Raw genomic sequence first — 17,879 nt, forward strand, 5'->3', positions numbered from 1 at the left:
CGCCCACTCCCCTGCTCGGTTCGCCACGCACGCCCACTCCCCTGCTCGGTACGCCGCGCACGCCCACTCCTCCGCCCGGCGCGGTGCGAACGCTCGGCCACGGCCGCTGCACAGGTCGCAACCTCAGCGACCGAGGCCGCGGGCAACCGCGACTCACCCGCACACCCGCAGGGCCGCAGGGAGGACTTCCAGGCGCGCCGAGGTGACGACGGCGACCTCACCGTCGAGTTCGAGGGCAGTCGGTTGCCGCGGGTTCAGGTCGACCACACCGGCACGTCTGCAGGTCGCCAGCGGTGACTCCGAGAACTTCCCTTGGTAGAGCCCAGCGATGAGGCCGACGATCTTCGGTCTGCTCGCCGGTGACCAGATGTTCACGTCGAACTGCCCGTCGGCGGCCTGTACGCCGGTGTCGTACCGCATTCCGCCCGCGAAGTGCGGGGTCTTGAGCACGCCGACATTGGTGATCGGGCCCGGGTGCTTCCAGTCCTCGCCGTGGATGTCGATCTCCAGGGGCCGGAACGTCGCGATGTTCCGCAGAGCCGAATACATGATCGCCGCTTCTACATTCAACCGTTTGAGCCGTTGCACCAGCCCAGGCGCGGTGTTGAAGAAGTGATTGCCTTCGGCGACCAGGCCCATACTGGCGTTGAGCAGGAAGTAGCGCACCTGAGTGCTGCCATCGGTGAGCACCATGGTCGCCTTGCCGACATCAACTGTCGCGCTCCGACTCTCGTCGACCCGCACCGGCACACCGGCTACGAACCGATCGTCGGCGAACGGCTTGTGAAAGTCATTGGAACTCCCCAAACCCACAGCACCCAAGGCAGTTTCAGGGTTGCGCGGGAGATCTGTGGCCGGATCCATCAGCGCGTTCAAAACCAGATTCATGGTGCCGTCCCCACCGGCCGCAACCACCGCGGCCGCACCGCCGGCTACCTCTTCCCAGACTGCCTGCTCCGCACCCGCAACGGAATCGGGTGCTACCCAACGCATATCCGGATACTTCCGCTTCAGCGCTGACCGCACGTCCGGCCAGCGAGAACCGCTGCCACCATTGGCCTTCGGATTCACGACAACGAACACGCCGCACCTCCCACGCCCAGCCAGACCGCCAGTTCCGCCCAATCGCCCGCAGTAATGCCCGCCCCCGTCACACCGGAGCCGTCACCTCCAGCCGACCCACCAACCGATACTGCGGCGTGCTTTCGGCCAGGATCCAGCAGGAACACTGGGATGCCGAGAGTTGCCGCCGGCCCGTCCTTGATCGCGTCGTTGCCGATCATCACGCACTCGCTCGGTGCCGCACCGATCTGTTCGAGCAGTTCGGTGTAGAACTCGGGCCGGGGTTTGGACCGTCGCATGGTCTCTCCGCTGGTGATGTGGATAAAGGTGCCGGGTTCGAAGCCGCCCCAACGCAATCGGGTGGTCACGGTTTCCAACGGCCACAAAGGATTGGTGGCAACCACTTGGCGGACACCTGCCCGCGTCAAGTCGGCGACGACCGCACGGGCGGGCGGCAACGGATGGAAGCAGCGTCGCAAGCGCGGAAACTGTTTGTGGGCAAGGGCTCTGAACCGGGCATCGGCTGTGGGGCGATCCAAACCGGTGACTTCTCCGAGTAATCGCACGATCTGCTCGTGGTTGGTTTCCTCGGAGTCATTGGCCCGTACCCGCTCCAGCACTCCGTGCAAGGCACGCAGGAACCGCACCGGTGGCACCACATCGCGGAAGGCGGCTGCCGCCACGACAGGCATCAGCACTCGAAAGGTGCGCTGCCGCAGACCGATCAGTGTGCCGTCCAGATCCCAGAGCACCGTGTGCACGCCGCGTTCGCGCAGAGCTCGGCTCATTCCTGACCGTCCAGCACCGCTTGCAGTTGCGCGCGGGTCATACCGACCGACGCGGCGAACGCGTCGATGTCGGCGGCTTGGCCGTTGGCCCGGCGCGGCACTGCCGCGACCCCCAGATCGACAACGGTTTTGACCAGGGCGGCCGGAAACAGCCACGGACCGAGGTCCCGTTGGAACACCCTGGTCAGCCGGTAGGGCGCGGACAACCGCGCACCGATCCGGCTCGGTGCCGGTGCGCCCGGCGGCAGTGAGCTCATCTTGGCCGCTTCGGCTTCGGGCACCACCAGCAGGTTGGACCACAGCGCGCGGAAACGGTCCAGCTTCTCCCTCGGCGCTTGGGTGGCGTTGAACTCGAGATACGCCTTCTCGATCTGCGAGGTGTGGGTAGACCGGCTGCGCAGCAGCGTGGCGGCATCACGGGTCTTGCGGGCCACGTCGTAGCGGTAGAACCGGGTGGCATCGTCCGCGACCGCATCGATCAGGTCCGTACACAACGGATCCGGTATCAGCCGGTCGACCAGCGACAGCGCGTGGAACACCAGATTCTGCGAACCGGCCTTGGCGATCTCGCCGCGCAGCAATTCCACGTCGAGGTCCGCCGCGGCGAACCGGAGGAGGTTCCAGATGTCGGCGAGTTCCCGAAGCCCGGTCTTGTAGTAGGGCAGGTGGATGCAGAGGTGGTGCAAGTTGTCCTCGTGCGCCATCGCCCACGCCGGTACGCCGTAGAAATCGATCTCGCGCACCCGCGACCAGATCGCTTGGTAATCAACGGAATATCCGGCGAGCGGCGTGATCAGCCCCCAGTGCGTCCCCACCACCAGCGCACCGTCGCGAGACACGAACGACGGCAGATGGTGGGTGCGCTTCTCCCGCACCTTCGGTGTCTTCCCGAGCAGCTCGGACACACTGAACATGCCGAATTCCCGGTAGATCTCGATGACCGTGTCGATGTGTTCGAGCTCGACCAGGATGTCGATATCGTTCATCCGTTTGTAGAGCGGGTCGGCGTAGATCTCGGAGCCGAACAGCATGCCCTTGAGCACCACCACCCGCACCCCCGCCTCGTGCAGGCGGCGCAGCAGCGGCAGCGCGGCGTCGAGGCGGGCCTTGTTGGTGGCCCCGATCGCGTCGGCGATCGCCGCGAATTGCGCACGGACAGTGTCGGATACGAGGTCGTACACCTGCGCCTTGCGCAGGTTGGCGGCTACCAGCGGTGCGGTGGCCCCTGCGGCGGACAGGTCGAAAACCTCCTGCCAGTCCGTCACCCGTCGCGCCAGCCGCACCAGTTCGGCGCGTTCGACCGTGCTGGGTGCGGCGAGGGTGGCCAGTACCGTCAGCCGCTGCTCGTCGGTCAGGCCGCTCATGCCGCGTCTCCTTGTTCGGGATGGAAGCCGAAACGCCTTGCCACGGCATCGATTCGGTCGACAGTGAAGTCCAGCTGGGCGGGTGTCAGGGTCGCCATCATCGAGATCCGGATGCGCTGCTGGTCGCGGGGCACCGCCGGGAACTCGACGCCGTTGACGAAGACGCCTTCGCTGTCGAGCGCCGCGACGACCTCCGCCACCGGCACCTGCGGCGGCAGCAGGATCGGAATGATCGCGGTCTCGGGCCGCACGTCGAAGCCCTTGGCGCGCAGCGCCGCACAGAAGTAGCCGACGTTGTCGTGCAGCGCCGCAACCCGTTCCGGATGCGCCGCGAGGAAATCCAGCGACGCCAGCACCGAGGCGACCACCGCCGGCGACAGGGCCGCCGAGAACATGTAGGACCGCGCGAAGAACCGCAGGTAGTCCACCATGTCCTTGCTACCGGCGACGAAACCGCCGGTGGTGGCGAACACCTTCGAGAAGGTGCCCATGGCCACGTCCACCCGGCCCTCCATGCCGAAGTGCTCCGCGGTGCCGCGCCCGTGCGCGCCGAGCACGCCCGTGCCGTGCGCGTCGTCCACCGCCAGCCAGGCGCCGAAACTGTCGCACAGTTCCCGGATCTCGGGCAGTGGCGCGATGTCGCCGTCCATGGAGTAGACGCCTTCGACCGCGACCACGATGTTCGCGCCCGGATTACGCCAGCGGGCCTGCATCAGGCGCAGCCGCAGCTGGTCGAGGTCGTTGTGCGCGAACGACATCGATCGCACCCGGCCCAGCTGGATGCCGTCGTAGAGGCTGGCGTGGTTCTGCACGTCGTAGAGCAGGATGTCGCCCTTGCCCAGCAGGCCGGTGACCCAGCCGACGTTGGCGGCGAATCCGGAGGAGAACACGAGCGCCGCCTCGCAGCCCTTGATCTCGGCCAAGCGCTCTTCCAGCCGCAGGTGCAGCGATGTCGTGCCGTTCAGCAGCGGCGGTCCGCCGCAGCCGACACCGTACTCCCAGGTCGCCGCGACAGCGGCCTCGATGATCTCCGGTTCGCTCGCCAAGCCGAGGTAGTTGTTGGAGCCGAGCATGACGACGTCACGGGTGCCCTGGCCGGTGCGCACCGCGACCGACGCGCCGGCCGGGCCCGCGATCTCACGGAGCACGAAACCCAATTCCCGCGAGCGGGTTACGTAAGGGCGGAAGTCGGCGAAGCGCTCCTCGAAGGTCGCCGCCTTCGGGTCCAGGTAGTGCGCGAGGCTGAAGTTCTCGCCATGGCCGACGTGGGCCGAGTCGTCCGACTCCGGTGCCGGCGGCTGGGTCCCGGCCCCCAGCGTGCCGGGCGGACGAGGAGGCGCTGTTCCGTTCTGATTCATTCCGCGCTCCTTCCCATGATGGTGACCGTCCCCGCCCGCCCGTCCAGCGCGACGAGGTCGCCGTCGCGGAGCAGCCGAGTGGCGTCGCGGACGCCGACGACGGTGGTGATGCCGAGCTCGCGGCCGATGATCGCGGTGTGCGAGAGGACGCTGCCCTTCTCGCTGACCAGTCCGCCGGCGGCCACCATCAGGAAGACCCAGCCGGGGTCGGTGGTCGTGGCGACGAGGATCTGGCCGTCGATGGCGGTTTCGGCGTTCGGTTCGTGCAGGACCAGCGCGGGCGCTTCGACGCGTCCCGGCGCGCAGCCGATGCCGGTGAGAACCGCGGCGTCACCGTCGAATTCGGTGAAGCCGACGGCATTGTCCGCCGCCGCGGCGATGCCCGAGGTGACAATGCGCGAGGGCATCGGCTGTCCGCGCCAGCTCGCGTGCTCGGCCTGGCGGGACGCCACCAGCGTGCGCGGGTCGCCGTCGACCGCGGTGCCGCGCACCAAGGCGGTGATCTCCTCGTAGGTGAGGAAGAAGATGTCGCGGGGGTCGTCGAGCAGACCGGCCTCGTGCAGCTGCCCGCCGAGCACCCGGAACACCCGCTTGACGAGCCCGAAGGTGCGACTGCGCCCCAGGCGCATGTTCTCGCGCTGCGCAACGGTCTTGCGGGCCTGGCGCAGTGCCAGCCGGAAGACGCTGCGGTGCAGCAGATTACCGCGCAGCAGCGCAGCCACGCGCGCCTCGGCCGCCCGGCGGATGCCCCGCTCGTGCTCTTCCATGTGGTCGATGTTCTGACCGCCGCGCACGTAGTTGCGCAGGATCGGCACCAAGCGGTGCGGATGCAGACCGAGCGGGTCGGTCTCCAATTTCAGTTCGTCGACGGTCCGGTCACCGAAGGTCGCGATATGCCTCTCGCAGGCGGCCTGGAAGTCGGCGAACCGCGGATCGGCGCCGAGCTGGACCCAAACCTGCTGTGCGTCATCAGCGCTCGCGAAGAGCTCGGCCAGCGCCGCATCGACCCGGATGCGCGCGGCCAGCGCGACCGCCGACCGCACCGGCAGCACGCTATCGACACCCTGCTCCCCGCAGAACAATTCGTTGCGCAGCGTGATCGCGTCGTCGCCGGTGACTCCGGCCTTCTCGATCAGGCCGCCGACGACATGGAACAGTTGTTGAGCGAGAAAATCATTGAAGATCTGCACCGAATACGCTGGCACCAGCTGCGCGATGCACCGTTCCAGCCAGCCGAGCAGCTGATGCGGATCCCGTTCGGAATCGGACGTTTCCGGCGTCAACCGGCGATCCAGATCGGCGGTGAAATCGGCGAGCACCGTGAAGAACCCGGCCAGCCGCTTCGGCAGCCGCAGCCAGCCCAGCAGGAGGATCAGCACGATCCGCACCTTCTGATAGCCCGCGAGCAGCCGCCTCGGGAACGACTTCGCCGGCGCGGGCCGCCGGTAGCGGTTCTCGATGCCGAGCGCCGCCTCCCAGCCTTCGATCGCCGATTCCATGCCCGGAATCTGCAAGAACAGGCGGTACCAGTTGCTGATGTTGTAGTAGATGTGCCCGTTGGCGGAGCCGACCAGGAAGGGGTACAGATCAGCGGCATTGCGGCGCACGACCGCGCGCGTCGCCCCGAAATCGCGGTGGCAGGCGCGGAAGACCTGCTCATAGGCGAGCCGGACCACCGAAAAGGTCAGCGGGCTGGACAATCCCGGGTAGGACTCGGCCACATTGACGTTGTCGAAGATGGTTTCCCGCGCACCCGTGGCCGTGACCGGGCGGGTCTGCAACACGTGCAGCACCCCCGCCGAGTCGACGGTCCACTCCACATCCTGGGGTCCGCCGAGCTCCTCGGCCAACCGCAGCGCCACGCCGGTCACTTCCAATACCTGCGCGTCGGTGAGCGCGGCCGAGGTGGTCGCGGCCATTTCCTCGAGCCGGGTCCCGTTGCCGCCCAACCCGACCCGGCTGCGCTTGTCCGCGATGTCGCGCGAAGCGATGGTGCGCGAGCGGACGTCGACGAAGTACGTATCGCACTCCACGGTCCCGGAGACCACGCCCTCGCCGAAGCCGAACCCAGCCGAAACGACCGCCTCGGCGGTGTCCCCGGATTGCGGGTTGCAGGTGAACACCACACCCGCGACGGCACTGTCGACGAGCGCCTGCACGATCACGGCAGGTTCGGCTACGGCGTTGTCCAGACCTCGCCGGGCCCGGTAGAACAGCGCCCGTTCGGAATACGCCGAAGCGAGGCAGGTCAGCACGGCGGCGCCGATGTGGCTGGGCTTGACGCCGAGAACGGTATCGAGCTGTCCCGCAAACGAATCCGCACCGGAGTCCTCGCCCCGCGCCGACGACCGGACGGCCAGCGTGGCCGCGCCGAACTCCGCTACGCGGGCGTCGAGCTCGGCGCGAATATCGTCCGGAATCGCGAGGTCGCCGATCAGCTCGCCGATGGCTGCGGCAGTAGCTCGCAGCGAGGTGCGGTCCGCCGCGTCCAAAGCCGCTAGAGCCCGGTCGATCTCGGCGGCGGCGGGTCGCAGGATGCGGGTGCAGGCCTGGACAGTGAGCACACAGAACCCGGGGACGCGATAGCCGTGACCAGTCAGCCACGCCAGGTTCGCCGCCTTGTTCCCGACCTGCGCCGCACTCGACTCGACGACCGCCCGCTCATCGAGCACCGAGGCCGTGACGGTATGCACGGTATCGGTCATCGTCCCGCCTCCGCCCCACCGTGCGGCACCGGGCAACTCGCGGCCGCCACCGCATCCGGCTCGACCTTCCTGGCCGCCACCGCACCGTTGCCGCCGGCGCGCCGCCGTTTGATGCGCACCAGCACCGGCCCCGGCATGTTCGAAATCTCCGGGTGCTCTTTCACCCGCATACCGTTCACCAGCTCGAAGTCGAACTGCGACAGCACCATCGCCAACCCGACCCGCACCTCGGTCAGTGCCATGTGCTGACCGACGCACAGATGCGCACCCCACCCGAACGGGAAATAGTGGAACGCCGGACGCGCCCGCACCGCCTCCATGGTGAACCGCTCCGGATTGAAACGCAAAGGCGAGGACCAGAATTCGGGCAGCCGGTGATTCACGAACGGGCTGATCGCGATCATCGCGCCGCGCTCGAGATCGAACCGATCGAAGGAATCGGCGGCCACCGCCGTCCGGCTGAACGCCCAGGCGGGCGGATGCAGTCGCATGCTCTCGTCGATCACCCGCCCGGTCAGCTCGAGCTTGCCCAGCGCGGCCGCGTCCAGCGCACCGCCGCCGAGCTGCCCGTCGATCTCGTCGACCACCTCACCCAGTACCGCGGGGTTGCGGCACAGCTGATAGATCGTCCACGCCAACGCGCCGCCGGTGGTCTCGTGCCCGGCGAGCAGGAAGGTCAGCACCTCGTGCCGCAACTGGGCCTGGTCCATGGCGTGCCCGTCGTCGTCCCGGGCGGCCAGCAGCCGGCTCAGCAGATCCGCACTGCCCGAATCGGTTCGGTGCGCGGCGATCACGTCGTCGACCACACTGTGCAGCCGGGTCAGGACCTTCCGGAAGCGCCGGTTGGCCGGGGTCGGCACGCTCGGCGGCACCTGGATCGGCGAGGCCATGTGCCGCATCACCCAGTCCACGCCGTCGCGGACATCGGCTTCGATGCGCGGCAGCACGCCGGCCACGTCGGCGCCCATCACGGCCCGGCACACCGTGTCGGCGGCGAAGCCCATGACCTCGGGCACCAGGTCGAACACCGCACCGCTGTCCGCGTGCGCCGCGAGCCGGGTCCGCATCCGTTCCGCGCACGCCACCATCAGCGGCACCTCGGCGGTGACGTGCTTGCGGCCGAAAGCCGGCTTGATCAGGGCGCGCTGGCGTTTCCAGAGCGGGCCGTCGCTGGTCAGCAGGCCGGGACCGAGCAGGTGGTCGAGGCTGCGGTAGCTGATGCCCTTGGTGTAGCCGTCGACATTGGTCACCATGACCTGCCGGATGTGCTCCGGTTCCACGAGCAGATGCAATTGCTCGTGCACCAGCCGCAACCGGACACTGCCCTGGTGCGCGACCGCCTGGTCGTAGAACAGGGTCAGCGGATCACGCCGGTAGTCGAGGTAGGCGCCGAGCGGGTTCCGGCGGGCCGGCCCCGCGAGCTGCCTGGTCCGGGTCATCGAATGCTCCCAGCCGCGGCCGGCGCTTCGTCGGGGAGGAACCGCCGAGCGGCCTCCGCGCGTTGCACTTTGCCGCTGGTCGTCTTGGGGATGCTGCGTTTGGGCACCAGATGGATGCCCGCGGCCAGCACACCGGTGCGGGCGCTGACAGTGGCGCGCAGCGCCTGCCGCAGCCGCAGGTGTGCACCGCTGTCGAGTTCGGTCTCGACGATCAGGTGCAATGCCTCGGAATCCTCGTCCGGCCCCCGATGACCCACCGCGACCACACCGCCGGGGCGCACGCCCGCGACGGATTCCGCGGCGTGCTCGAAGTCGGTCGGGAAGTAGTTGGCGCCGCGGATGATGATCAGATCCTTGTGCCGTCCGGTGACGCGCAGGCGGCCCTGCCGCAGGTAGCCGAGATCGCCTGTGGTCCACCAGCCTTCGGCGTCACAGGAGGCGGCGGTCGCCTCGGGCAGGGCGAAATAGCCCGGGGTGCGCGAAGGCCCGCGGAACTGGACCTGCCCGAGTTGGTTCTCGCCCAGCGCGTGGCCGTGCTCGTCGGCGATGCGCAGTTCGGTGCCGGGCACCGCCGGACCGCAGTCCACGATGCGCAGCGCGTCCGGGTCGTCGGCGGCGATGTCGACGACCTGACTGTCCTGCGCCAGCGCGGTGCGGCTGACCGCGTCATAGGCCAGCTGTGGGCTGGGCGCGGACACCGTGATCGCCAGGGCCGCCTCGGCCATGCCGTAGCAGGGCACCAGCGCGTCGGTGGGCAGTCCCCAGGCGGCGAACCGGTCGACGAAGCGCCGCACGGTGTCGGGCACGATGGGTTCCGCGCCGCAGAACAGGAAGCGCCACGAAGACAGGTCGACGCCCTCGATTTCCGCGTCCCGGATCCGGGCGGCCGCGTAGCCGTAGGCGAAATTCGGTGCGGCGGTGATGGTTCCGCGATAGCGACCGACGGCCCGCAGCCAGTCGGCGGGCGCGCGCAGGAAGCGGCTCGGCGGGAGCAGCACGGCGTCGCAACCGGAGAACACCGGCGTCAGCGAGCCGCCGATCAATCCCATGTCATGGTGTAGCGGCAGCCAGCCCACCCAGGTCTCCCCCGGGCCCGCGCCGCAGACCCGGGTGATCTGCTCGCAGTTCGCGGCCAGATTCCCATGGGTGATCTGCACGCCCTTCGGTGTGCCGGTCGATCCCGAGGTGCACTGGATGAACGCCAGGTCGTCCGGGCCGGGCAGCACCGGGGTCACCGCGGGCGCGCCGGGGTCCATCGCGGTGGCGTGCAGCGTGTCACCGTCGAGCACGGCGGTCTCGCCCGCGACCGCCGACAGCGCCTCGGCGACAGCCGGAACGGTGACGATCATGGCCGGCTTCAGGTACCCCACGAGCCGGGCGAACTTCGCCGCGAAGATCTCGAGGCCGCCGAAGCCGCCGGGAGTCGCCACCGCCGTGGGCACCGCGCCGAGCATTTGCAGGCCGAAGAACGCGGTCAGGAAGCCGGGCGAGGTCGGCAGGCACAGCAGCACCCGATCGCCTTGTCGCACACCGGCTTCCGCCAGGGCAGCGGCGGACCGGCGGGCGGCCGCACCGAGCTGGGCGTAGGACATTTCGCGCTGTTCCGCCGCCTCGGCGGCGAAGACCAGGCGCGCGGGCGGTGCGTCCGGGTCGGCGTAGCCGAGCAGCGCGTGCAGGATGCTGTCGTGCCGGGGAATCACTGTCACGCCCGCTGCTCCCGCACGTAGGCCACGATCTGGTCGACGGTCTCCAGCCCGATCGCCACGTCCTCCGGAATGGAGACGTCGAAGACGCGCTCCAACTGCACGGTGAGATCGATCGAGGTCGGCGAATCCAGCCCGTAGTCGATCAGCGGCGCCGCGCCGTCGATATCGGTGGCCGACAGCCACAACACCTCGGCGACCACAGTGCGCACTTTCTCCGCGATGGCGGCGGAATCATGGGGAGCCACGTCGAATGGGGAGGTGGTGTCACTCATCGAACAGCCGCCCTTCGGTGATGCAGGTGTATACGGACTTGTCCAGGTCGACGCCGTCGCCGGTGTCGATGGTGTGGAATCGCAACCGCGGGAACGCTTCCGCGAACAGGTCGCGGGCGCGCAGGTACCCGTCGCGCAGGGCCGCGAGGTACTCCGGGGTCTCGTGCGCTTCCTTGCTCGCGCCCGCGCCGCGCTGCGCGCAACGGGCGGCGGCCTGCTCCGGCGGCACGTCGAGCCACAGCACGTCATCGGGCAGGGTGGTGCGGAAGCGGGCGGCGAAGCCCGCCACGGAATCGGCGGGATCGCGGCCCACCAGCCCGGCGATGTCACCGAGCAGATCCGTCAGCTCGAGTTCCAGCCCGAGCCTGCGCATTTCGCGGTCGTGCCAGCCGCGGATGCGATCCAGCGCACCGGGCTCGAGCACCGCGTCCAACTCCTCGTACGCGGCGGTGAGATCACCCTCGATGCCCGCGAGCAGCAGGTAGAAGGGGCCGTAGACCTGGGTCTCGATCAGCGGGTGCCGTTCGAACACCAGCACCGAGGGCCGGTAGGTATCGGTATGGAACTTCTCCACCGGGCCGTACAGCGTCATCTGCAAGTACAGCGCGACCGCCTTCACCTGGAGGTTGCCGATGGTGTCCGCGCCGTCGCTCATCGCTTTGAGCTGCCGGGACAGCGCGCTCAGCGGAGCGTTCGGGGTGTCGTGGAAATCCGGGCAGGTGAACGACTCGAACGCCGCGGTCGCGGGCGCCAGCTCGCGCAGGCGGGTCAGCACCGAGGTCTTACCGGCGCCGTCGATACCCACCACGGCGATCCGCCGGGTCTGGGGTGCGCTCACTGGTCCTCGCCCTCCAATCCGGCCAGGATGGCCGCGGTGATGTCGGAAGCCGGGGCGGTGCCGTCCAATTCGGTCCAGCCGAACTCCGCGGAGAGGGCCTTGATGGCCTGGTGCGCCCGGGACTGGAAGTCCAGGAACTCCTGCTCGTCGCCGTAACCGCTCTCGTAGTCGCTGCGATTCTGCTTGCGCGACAACGCATCCTGCGGCGAGATGGCCAGGTGGAAGGTGCGATCGGGCTCCGGGAAGCCGGAGGCCAGGGCCCGTAGCACGGCCGGGTCGCCGCCGTAGGCGACCTCGGTGGCGTAGTACTTGTACCAATAGGCGTTGACCAGCAGCACATCCGGGCCACGCGAGGCCGCCAGGTCCAGCGCCAGTTGCATGGCGTGGAACAGGAAGTGCGTGCGCGCCAGCGGATTCAGCAGCTGCAAGTACTTGTAGATGTCGGCCGGCTTGTCGAAGGGCAGCTTGGAGGCCACCTTCGGATCCAGGAAGGCGTCCCAGATCGTCACCGCCGCAACGGATTGGCCGTTCGCCTCGAAGGCGGCGGCGAGGCGGGCGACCTGCGTGGTCTTGCCCGAACCGTCGCCACCGGCGATACAGATCAACCGCTTGCGCGAGGTCAGGGGTTCGTAGCGGGCGGAGGCATCGGCGGACATGAGAGCTCCTGTGAGATCGAGGGAAAGAGAGCCGAATTCGGCTGAGAGGGACGAACCGGGCGTGGCGTCGATCGCGCCCGGCTCGGGGACGTCGGCGGGCTCCGGGTCCAGGATTTCGACCGTGCCCGCGCCGCCGTCGACGCGGACGCGCTGTCCGGACCGCAGGGTCCGGGTAGCGTCCGGCACATTGAGGACCGCCGGAATGCCGTATTCGCGGCCGATCACCGCGGCGTGCGACAGCATGCCGCCGACCTCGGTGACGACGCCGGCGACCAGGCCGAGCGCCGGTGTCCACCCGGGGTCGGTGAACTGGGTGACCAGGATGTCGCCGGTGCGCAGCCGGCCGATATCGCGCAGCGAGGTGAGCACGCGGACTGGGCCTTCCACGACGCCGGGACTGCATCCCAGGCCCTTCAGCCCCGAACCGTCGCCTGCCTCGATCGCGACCGGCGCGATACCGGCGCCGAGTTCGTGCGGCGGTACCAGGTCGCGGTAGCCGTCGTACATGGCCCGGCGATATGTGATCAGCTCGCCGAGTTCGGCAGCGCTGGTGTGTGCTTCGGCCGGGCGGGGGTGTGGTTCGACGTGCCCGGCCGGGCTGCTGCGGTTCTCGGCCAGGTCGGCGAGTTCGTGCACGGTCAGCATGAAGACGTCGTCCGGAGTGCCGAGCACCCCGTCGGCGGCCAAGCGGCGGCCGCCTTCCACCACGTAGGCGCGCACGATCGCATAGCAGCGCGCCGAGAACTCCCGCATTCGTTCCCGGGCCACCAGATACTCGCGCGAACGCCGCACCTGCTTCTCGAGACCCGCGCCGAATCGGATGCGCGCCGGCAGATCCGCGCGCACCCGGTCGCGCACTGCGGCCAGGGTGGCGTCGAATCGCCTGCGCTGCTCGGCGAGCCCTAGGTCCGGGTCGGCGGGCGGCGTACCCGAGTCGAGCATCGACTCGATCATGGAGCGCATCCGCTCCGGCTGCTCCGACCAGCGCGGGCAGGTCAGCTCCAGCTCGGAGTCGGCGTGGAAGCCGTGCTCGGCCAGGAACTCGGTCAGCGCGGAATCCCAAGCTGGACTGTCGAATCCGTGTGCGGACGCAGCCCGGTAGAGCGAGACGATCCCGCGCTGCATGGCCATGTGCCCGATGTCGCCGAGCCCGCCCATCAGGTCGATGGTGGCCGTTGTGCCGCCGGTGCGCGCGTCGATCTTCGCCAGCAGGCTCTTGAAATCGGTTTGGACACTGGTGTTGTAGTAGATCGTGGTGAAGTAGGCCCGCTCGGTGGCGGCGTGGAATTCCAGCAAGCAGGCGCGGAGGTCGCGATAGAACTCGGCGTCACCGGTGCCCGGCAGTGCTTCCACCTTGTCCCGCCATCCGGCATAGGTGCGCGGCCAGGCCGCGGCGAAGCGGTCGACCACCGAAAGCTGCTCGCGGTAACCGGAATACAGCGCGCGCACCACCGGCAACGCTCGGGCCACGGTGATCGGTGTGATCGGTGTCCGGGCGGGACCGGCAGAACCGTAGTCTTTGCGCACCCCGAGATCGAGATCGAAGTGCTGCTCGTGGTATCCGGGAATTCTTGCGTAGCAGTGTTTTACGGCGGCGGCGTTCCAATAGGGCCGGCCGTAGTAAGTGGCCAGCCAGTCCGGCTCGCGCCGCGGATCGAGCAGTTTCAATCCGGACCAGAAGACCTGCATCGAGTGGTGGAAAGCGTTGTCGTACAACGAGGCCATCAGCGGCGTGCACACCGCCGAAGACACGCCGCCGTCGCGGAAGTCGGCATCGCTGAACAGCTCGATATCGGTGCGCCAGTGCACCGCGGTGATGGCCCGCGATTGCAGCAGCCACAGGGTGCCGTCCTCGTCGATGGCCCATTCCAGGTCCTGCGGTCGATGCTTGTGCGCCTGCACCTTCAGCATCAGCTCGGCCAGCGCGCCGATTTCGGCCGCGCCGCACTCGACGGTCTCGCTGCCCTCGGTGCGCTCCAGCACCTGCCCGTCCCGCAGGCGCACGCGCAGGTTGGTGGGTGTGACGTGCCCGGAGACCAGGCGTTCGCCGAGGCCGCGGCAGCATTCGATCATGCCGTTGTCCTCGATGCCGGAGAGCGGATCGATGGTGAACGCCACGCCGGCGGTGCGCGCGGGGACCAGGCGCTGTACCAGCACCGCCACCCGCGCGGCGGCGGGGTCCAGACCCGCCCGCGCGAGATAGCTTTGGACGCGGTCACTTTCGGCGGAATGGCGGCAGTCGACGACGCGGCGGCGCAGCGTGTCGAGGTCCTCGACGTCGAGGTAGGTCTGGTAGAGACCGGCGAAACTGGCGTCGTCGAGATCCTCCAGCACACCACTGGAGCGAACCGCGACCGGGAAGCCGCCCACCTGATCGATCAGCGCACGCAGGTCGCCATCGGTGAGATCGGCCAGATCGACATCGGTCGTGACCACGAAGCCCGGCGGCACCGGGAATCCGGCCACGGACAACTCGTGCAGGGTCGCGGCCTTGCCGCCCGCGTGCTCGACCGGAAAATCACCGGCGCCGAGCAGCGCGGGCGCGGGACGCGGTTCAGCCATGGAAATCGTTCCTTGCCTGGGGAGCCGAAGCGGCTCGAGGCCGTGGCGCGCGGCCAGTTCTCGCGCCGCGCGGACGCCTTCGACGGTGAGCGCGCCGTAGGAGGGACTTGCGGTCCCCGGTTCGAAGCCGAGCAGGATGGTCTCGGCCATGCAGGCGTAGAGCACGCCGGGCGGCATGCCGGTGCCCGGGAAATCGGGCGTCTGGTCGAGCGGCAACCGCATTCGGCCGCCGGACAACACGGTGACGTTCGGAAGCGCGTCCACCTCGGGCGCGACATCGCCAGGGACAGCGAGATCGCAGACCAGTACGGATTCATCGGACGCCAAGTGCGCCGGTTCGATCAGCGGTTTCGCCGCGTTACTCGCGGTCACGATCACACGGCAGCCCCGCAGCGCCGCCATATCCTCGCGCACGAGAACTTCGGCGCCCGCCTGCCCGCCCGCCCTCCGAACGCCCGGGACCGAGCTGGGCGATTCGAGGAGCTGGTCCGCGACGCGGCGCAACCGCCTGCCGGAGCCGGGACGGCCGACCAGCACCAGGGCATCCACGTGTGGAGCCAGCAACTCCGCCATGACCGCGCCGATATTTCCGAGCGCCCCGACAATCCCGACACGGCGCGCACCGGCGGGAAGGTTCGCCAGTTCGGCAAGCACGAGTTCGTATGCGCTGGCGGCGGTGAGTGAGTTTCCGGAGGTGACGCGTGCCTCGTCCTCGACCACCTCGCGGGAACCGTCGGTAACGATCGAGGTGTAGCCGCCAAGACCGATGACCGACGCGCCCTGATCCACCGCGAGATCCACGGCATCCAGCACCAAGCGCCGGGCCCACTGGATCTGGCCGGTGCGCTGGCCGGCCACGATCTGCTCCGCCGAAACCGGGACGGCGATCATGCGCACATCGATCTGCGCGCCGGTCGGCGAAACCACCTTTCTACCAGTGATTTCGAACGGTTCCAGCACCCCGCGCACGCGATCGAACAATGCGGCGCACTGCGCCTCCGACCAGCTCGCCAGTTCAGGAGCGAGCGTGCGCAGGGTGCCCGGAGTATCCAGATTCGCGAGGAAAGCGACGCGTCGCGCATCGGCCGGAACCCGTTCGCGATCGCGGCGCGGTCGTGGAACATGCTGTGGTGCGATCCAGTCGGCACGCGCGGGTCTGGCCAAGTGGGCGAGCAATCGCGCGTAGTCGCCCGCACGGATCAGCGCCGCCGTCGCGTCGAACGCCGCGATCACACGATCCACCTCGGCCGCACTCAGGTAGGCCGAGGGTTGTAGTCGCAGCGTGTCGGGCGCGGACAGGGTCGGCATGATCCGGATCGCGTGCTCGTGCAGGAAGACACCGGAGATCAGATATCCCCACAGATGCTGATCCACGATCGCGCGCAGCAGCCCGGAAGCGGGCCGGGGCGGGCGCAATTCGATGCCGAGCAGCAGGCCGCGACCGCGGGCCTCGGCGAATACGTCCGGCCAGCGCGCGACCAGCGCGTCCAGCCGGGAGCGCAGCCGGGCGCCGAGGTCGACGATGCGCTGCTGATCCGCGCCGAGGAGATCGAGCGCGCCGGAGGCGACGACCGCGGAGAAGTCGTCCTCGCCGAAGGTCGAGGTGTGGTGCCGGCCGAAATCGAGCAGGTAGCGCCGGGAATCGACGAGCAGCGCCGAGATCTTGGCCAGGCCGCCGCCCAGGGACTTCGAGAGCAGGTAGTAATCGGCGGACACGCCGGATGGTGCGCTGGCCAGGAAGGTTCCCGTTCGCCCCATGCCGCACTGGATTTCGTCGAAGACCAGTGCGGCGTCATGCCGATCGGCCAGCTCGCGCAGTGCCGCCAAGGTTGTCGCGGGCACCTCGCGTACGCCACCCTCGCCCTGAATAGGCTCGGCGAAACATGCTGCCACAGTAGATATTCGGCATAGTTCGGCCCGGGGAACACCGCTGCTGTCGAAGGTGACGGCACAATACTCGCGCTGCTCTTCATCCAATGCCGCGACCACCAGGTCCGGTTCCCAGCTGTCCAGCCGTACCCGGCGCGGGCCCGGCACCACCAAATCACCTGGTGTACCTGGGTTGTCGGTGAGCGCCGCCGCACCGGCCGAGCGACCGTGGAACGCGCCCCCGAGGGTCACGAACACAGGATCGGTCGCCCGCATCGCCGCGATCGTCGCCAGCGCTGCCGCCAGCACTTCCCCGCACCGGCGTCCCGCGGCGGGACCGTCCTCGAAGCGCACCTCGGCCAACCCGTCGCGGCGGGCACGGCGCTGCGCTCGCTCCAGTTCCGCATGGATCCCGGCGAGACGTCTATTACGTTCTGCCGCAGCGTGTTTGATCGCGGATTCGACGGCGTCCGCGCCGGTGCTGCCGAGGGTGACCACGTATTCAGCCCCGGTCGAGGCGCTCGTCAACTCCGACAGCCGATGCGCGAGCCGGGCAGCTGCGCCCCGAATGCTGGCCTGCGCCGCGAACGGGGCCCGGGCACGCAGACTCTCCTCCGCCACGCCCACCAGCGTGGGGTGATTGTGACCGAACAGCGTCGCTCCGTGTCCCCCGACGAGGTCGAGAACTGTTGTACCCGCGATCAATTCGTCGCCGAGGGCGGTTCGATAGGAGACGTCCAGGTGCAGCGCGCGAAGCAGGCGCGCCAGTTCAGGGCGCGCGTGCGCGGCATAGGCGGCGTGCGTATCCATCAGCCTGCGCCGGTCGCCGTGGCCGCCTTGCCCGCGAGATGCTCGGCGATCTCCCGCGTACTGCGCAGACCAGCCGCTTCCTCATCCGAAATCTCAACGTGGAAAAGGGTTTCCAGCTCTACGATGAGATTCACCGAGCGGACCGAGTCCATGCCGTAGTCAGCAAGGGGGGTATCGGGATCCACGTCCGGAATCTGCAGGCTCGCGCGGACCAGTTCGCTGACTTTCTCCAACACCATGTGCGTCAACAGTTTTCAGTACCTCCTCGGGCTGTGCAGCACGCGACCGATAACCCACACAGCGGTGGTGGCGCGTCGTAGCGGCGATGTAGGTGATCCGGCAACACCGCCGGCGAATACCAGGGATTTCAGCTGATCCCTTGTGTGACACGGCAATTGCGGTCGAGCGACGAGACGGGCGGTCAGTGCCCTGGAGTCGGCGGGTCACGCG

At 68.7% G+C, this 17,879-nt stretch carries 11 protein-coding genes; all 11 read right to left on the reverse strand.

Features of this window, described 5'->3' with window-relative positions; translation table 11 throughout:
* Positions 1-153: 153 nt before the first annotated feature.
* From AB0M14_RS07935 to AB0M14_RS07985, 11 genes are read right to left on the reverse strand one after another with little or no spacing between them, the layout of a single operon-like run.
* A complete protein-coding gene (locus AB0M14_RS07935) occupies positions 154-1,083 on the reverse strand; it encodes a diacylglycerol kinase family protein (RefSeq protein WP_364990211.1) in 930 nt (309 codons plus the stop codon).
* Positions 1,068-1,850 carry an HAD family hydrolase gene (locus AB0M14_RS07940; RefSeq protein ID WP_364990214.1) on the reverse strand — a complete coding sequence of 261 codons (783 nt, stop codon included), beginning with the start codon at positions 1,848-1,850 and terminating at the stop codon, positions 1,068-1,070. Before AB0M14_RS07940 ends, AB0M14_RS07935 begins: the two co-directional genes overlap by 16 nt.
* Complete coding sequence (locus tag AB0M14_RS07945; RefSeq protein ID WP_364990218.1) at positions 1,847-3,214, reverse strand: nucleotidyltransferase family protein; 1,368 nt, start codon at positions 3,212-3,214, stop codon at positions 1,847-1,849. The genes AB0M14_RS07940 and AB0M14_RS07945 overlap by 4 nt, the downstream gene beginning before the upstream one ends.
* Positions 3,211-4,572, reverse strand: a complete 1,362-nt coding sequence (locus AB0M14_RS07950) for a pyridoxal phosphate-dependent aminotransferase family protein (protein WP_364990220.1) — start codon at positions 4,570-4,572, stop codon at positions 3,211-3,213. The genes AB0M14_RS07945 and AB0M14_RS07950 overlap by 4 nt, the downstream gene beginning before the upstream one ends.
* The gene (locus tag AB0M14_RS07955) at positions 4,569-7,277 is read right to left on the reverse strand and encodes a PEP/pyruvate-binding domain-containing protein (RefSeq protein ID WP_364990224.1); all 2,709 of its coding nucleotides are present in this window, start codon (positions 7,275-7,277) and stop codon (positions 4,569-4,571) included. The genes AB0M14_RS07950 and AB0M14_RS07955 overlap by 4 nt, the downstream gene beginning before the upstream one ends.
* Entirely contained in the window at positions 7,274-8,716 is a 1,443-nt protein-coding gene (locus tag AB0M14_RS07960; RefSeq protein ID WP_364990227.1) for a cytochrome P450, read from the reverse strand. Before AB0M14_RS07960 ends, AB0M14_RS07955 begins: the two co-directional genes overlap by 4 nt.
* Positions 8,713-10,422, reverse strand: a complete 1,710-nt coding sequence (locus tag AB0M14_RS07965) for a fatty acyl-AMP ligase (RefSeq protein WP_364990229.1) — start codon at positions 10,420-10,422, stop codon at positions 8,713-8,715. The genes AB0M14_RS07960 and AB0M14_RS07965 overlap by 4 nt, the downstream gene beginning before the upstream one ends.
* Positions 10,419-10,694 carry an acyl carrier protein gene (locus AB0M14_RS07970; RefSeq protein ID WP_364990232.1) on the reverse strand — a complete coding sequence of 92 codons (276 nt, stop codon included), beginning with the start codon at positions 10,692-10,694 and terminating at the stop codon, positions 10,419-10,421. The genes AB0M14_RS07965 and AB0M14_RS07970 overlap by 4 nt, the downstream gene beginning before the upstream one ends.
* Entirely contained in the window at positions 10,687-11,532 is an 846-nt protein-coding gene (locus tag AB0M14_RS07975; protein ID WP_364990235.1) for a hypothetical protein, read from the reverse strand. Before AB0M14_RS07975 ends, AB0M14_RS07970 begins: the two co-directional genes overlap by 8 nt.
* Positions 11,529-17,429, reverse strand: coding sequence for an aminotransferase class III-fold pyridoxal phosphate-dependent enzyme (locus AB0M14_RS07980; RefSeq protein ID WP_364990238.1), 5,901 nt, complete (start codon positions 17,427-17,429; stop codon positions 11,529-11,531). Before AB0M14_RS07980 ends, AB0M14_RS07975 begins: the two co-directional genes overlap by 4 nt.
* Positions 17,429-17,668, reverse strand: coding sequence for an acyl carrier protein (locus tag AB0M14_RS07985; protein ID WP_364990240.1), 240 nt, complete (start codon positions 17,666-17,668; stop codon positions 17,429-17,431). Before AB0M14_RS07985 ends, AB0M14_RS07980 begins: the two co-directional genes overlap by 1 nt.
* Between the last annotated feature and the right edge of the window lie 211 nt (positions 17,669-17,879).

This window comes from Nocardia sp. NPDC051832, assembly GCF_040681285.1.
Classification (GTDB): domain Bacteria; phylum Actinomycetota; class Actinomycetes; order Mycobacteriales; family Mycobacteriaceae; genus Nocardia.

Bases quoted from the DNA above. Each gene is read 5' to 3' on its own strand.
- AB0M14_RS07940 (WP_364990214.1), bottom strand. From the start codon at position 1,850: ATGAGCCGAGCTCTGCGCGAACGCGGCGTGCACACGGTGCTCTGGGAT.
- AB0M14_RS07945 (WP_364990218.1), bottom strand. From the start codon at position 3,214: ATGAGCGGCCTGACCGACGAGCAGCGGCTGACGGTACTGGCCACCCTC.
- AB0M14_RS07950 (WP_364990220.1), bottom strand. From the start codon at position 4,572: ATGAATCAGAACGGAACAGCGCCTCCTCGTCCGCCCGGCACGCTGGGG.
- AB0M14_RS07955 (WP_364990224.1), bottom strand. From the start codon at position 7,277: ATGACCGATACCGTGCATACCGTCACGGCCTCGGTGCTCGATGAGCGG.
- AB0M14_RS07960 (WP_364990227.1), bottom strand. From the start codon at position 8,716: ATGACCCGGACCAGGCAGCTCGCGGGGCCGGCCCGCCGGAACCCGCTC.
- AB0M14_RS07970 (WP_364990232.1), bottom strand. From the start codon at position 10,694: ATGAGTGACACCACCTCCCCATTCGACGTGGCTCCCCATGATTCCGCC.
- AB0M14_RS07980 (WP_364990238.1), bottom strand. From the start codon at position 17,429: ATGGATACGCACGCCGCCTATGCCGCGCACGCGCGCCCTGAACTGGCG.
- AB0M14_RS07985 (WP_364990240.1), bottom strand. From the start codon at position 17,668: ATGGTGTTGGAGAAAGTCAGCGAACTGGTCCGCGCGAGCCTGCAGATT.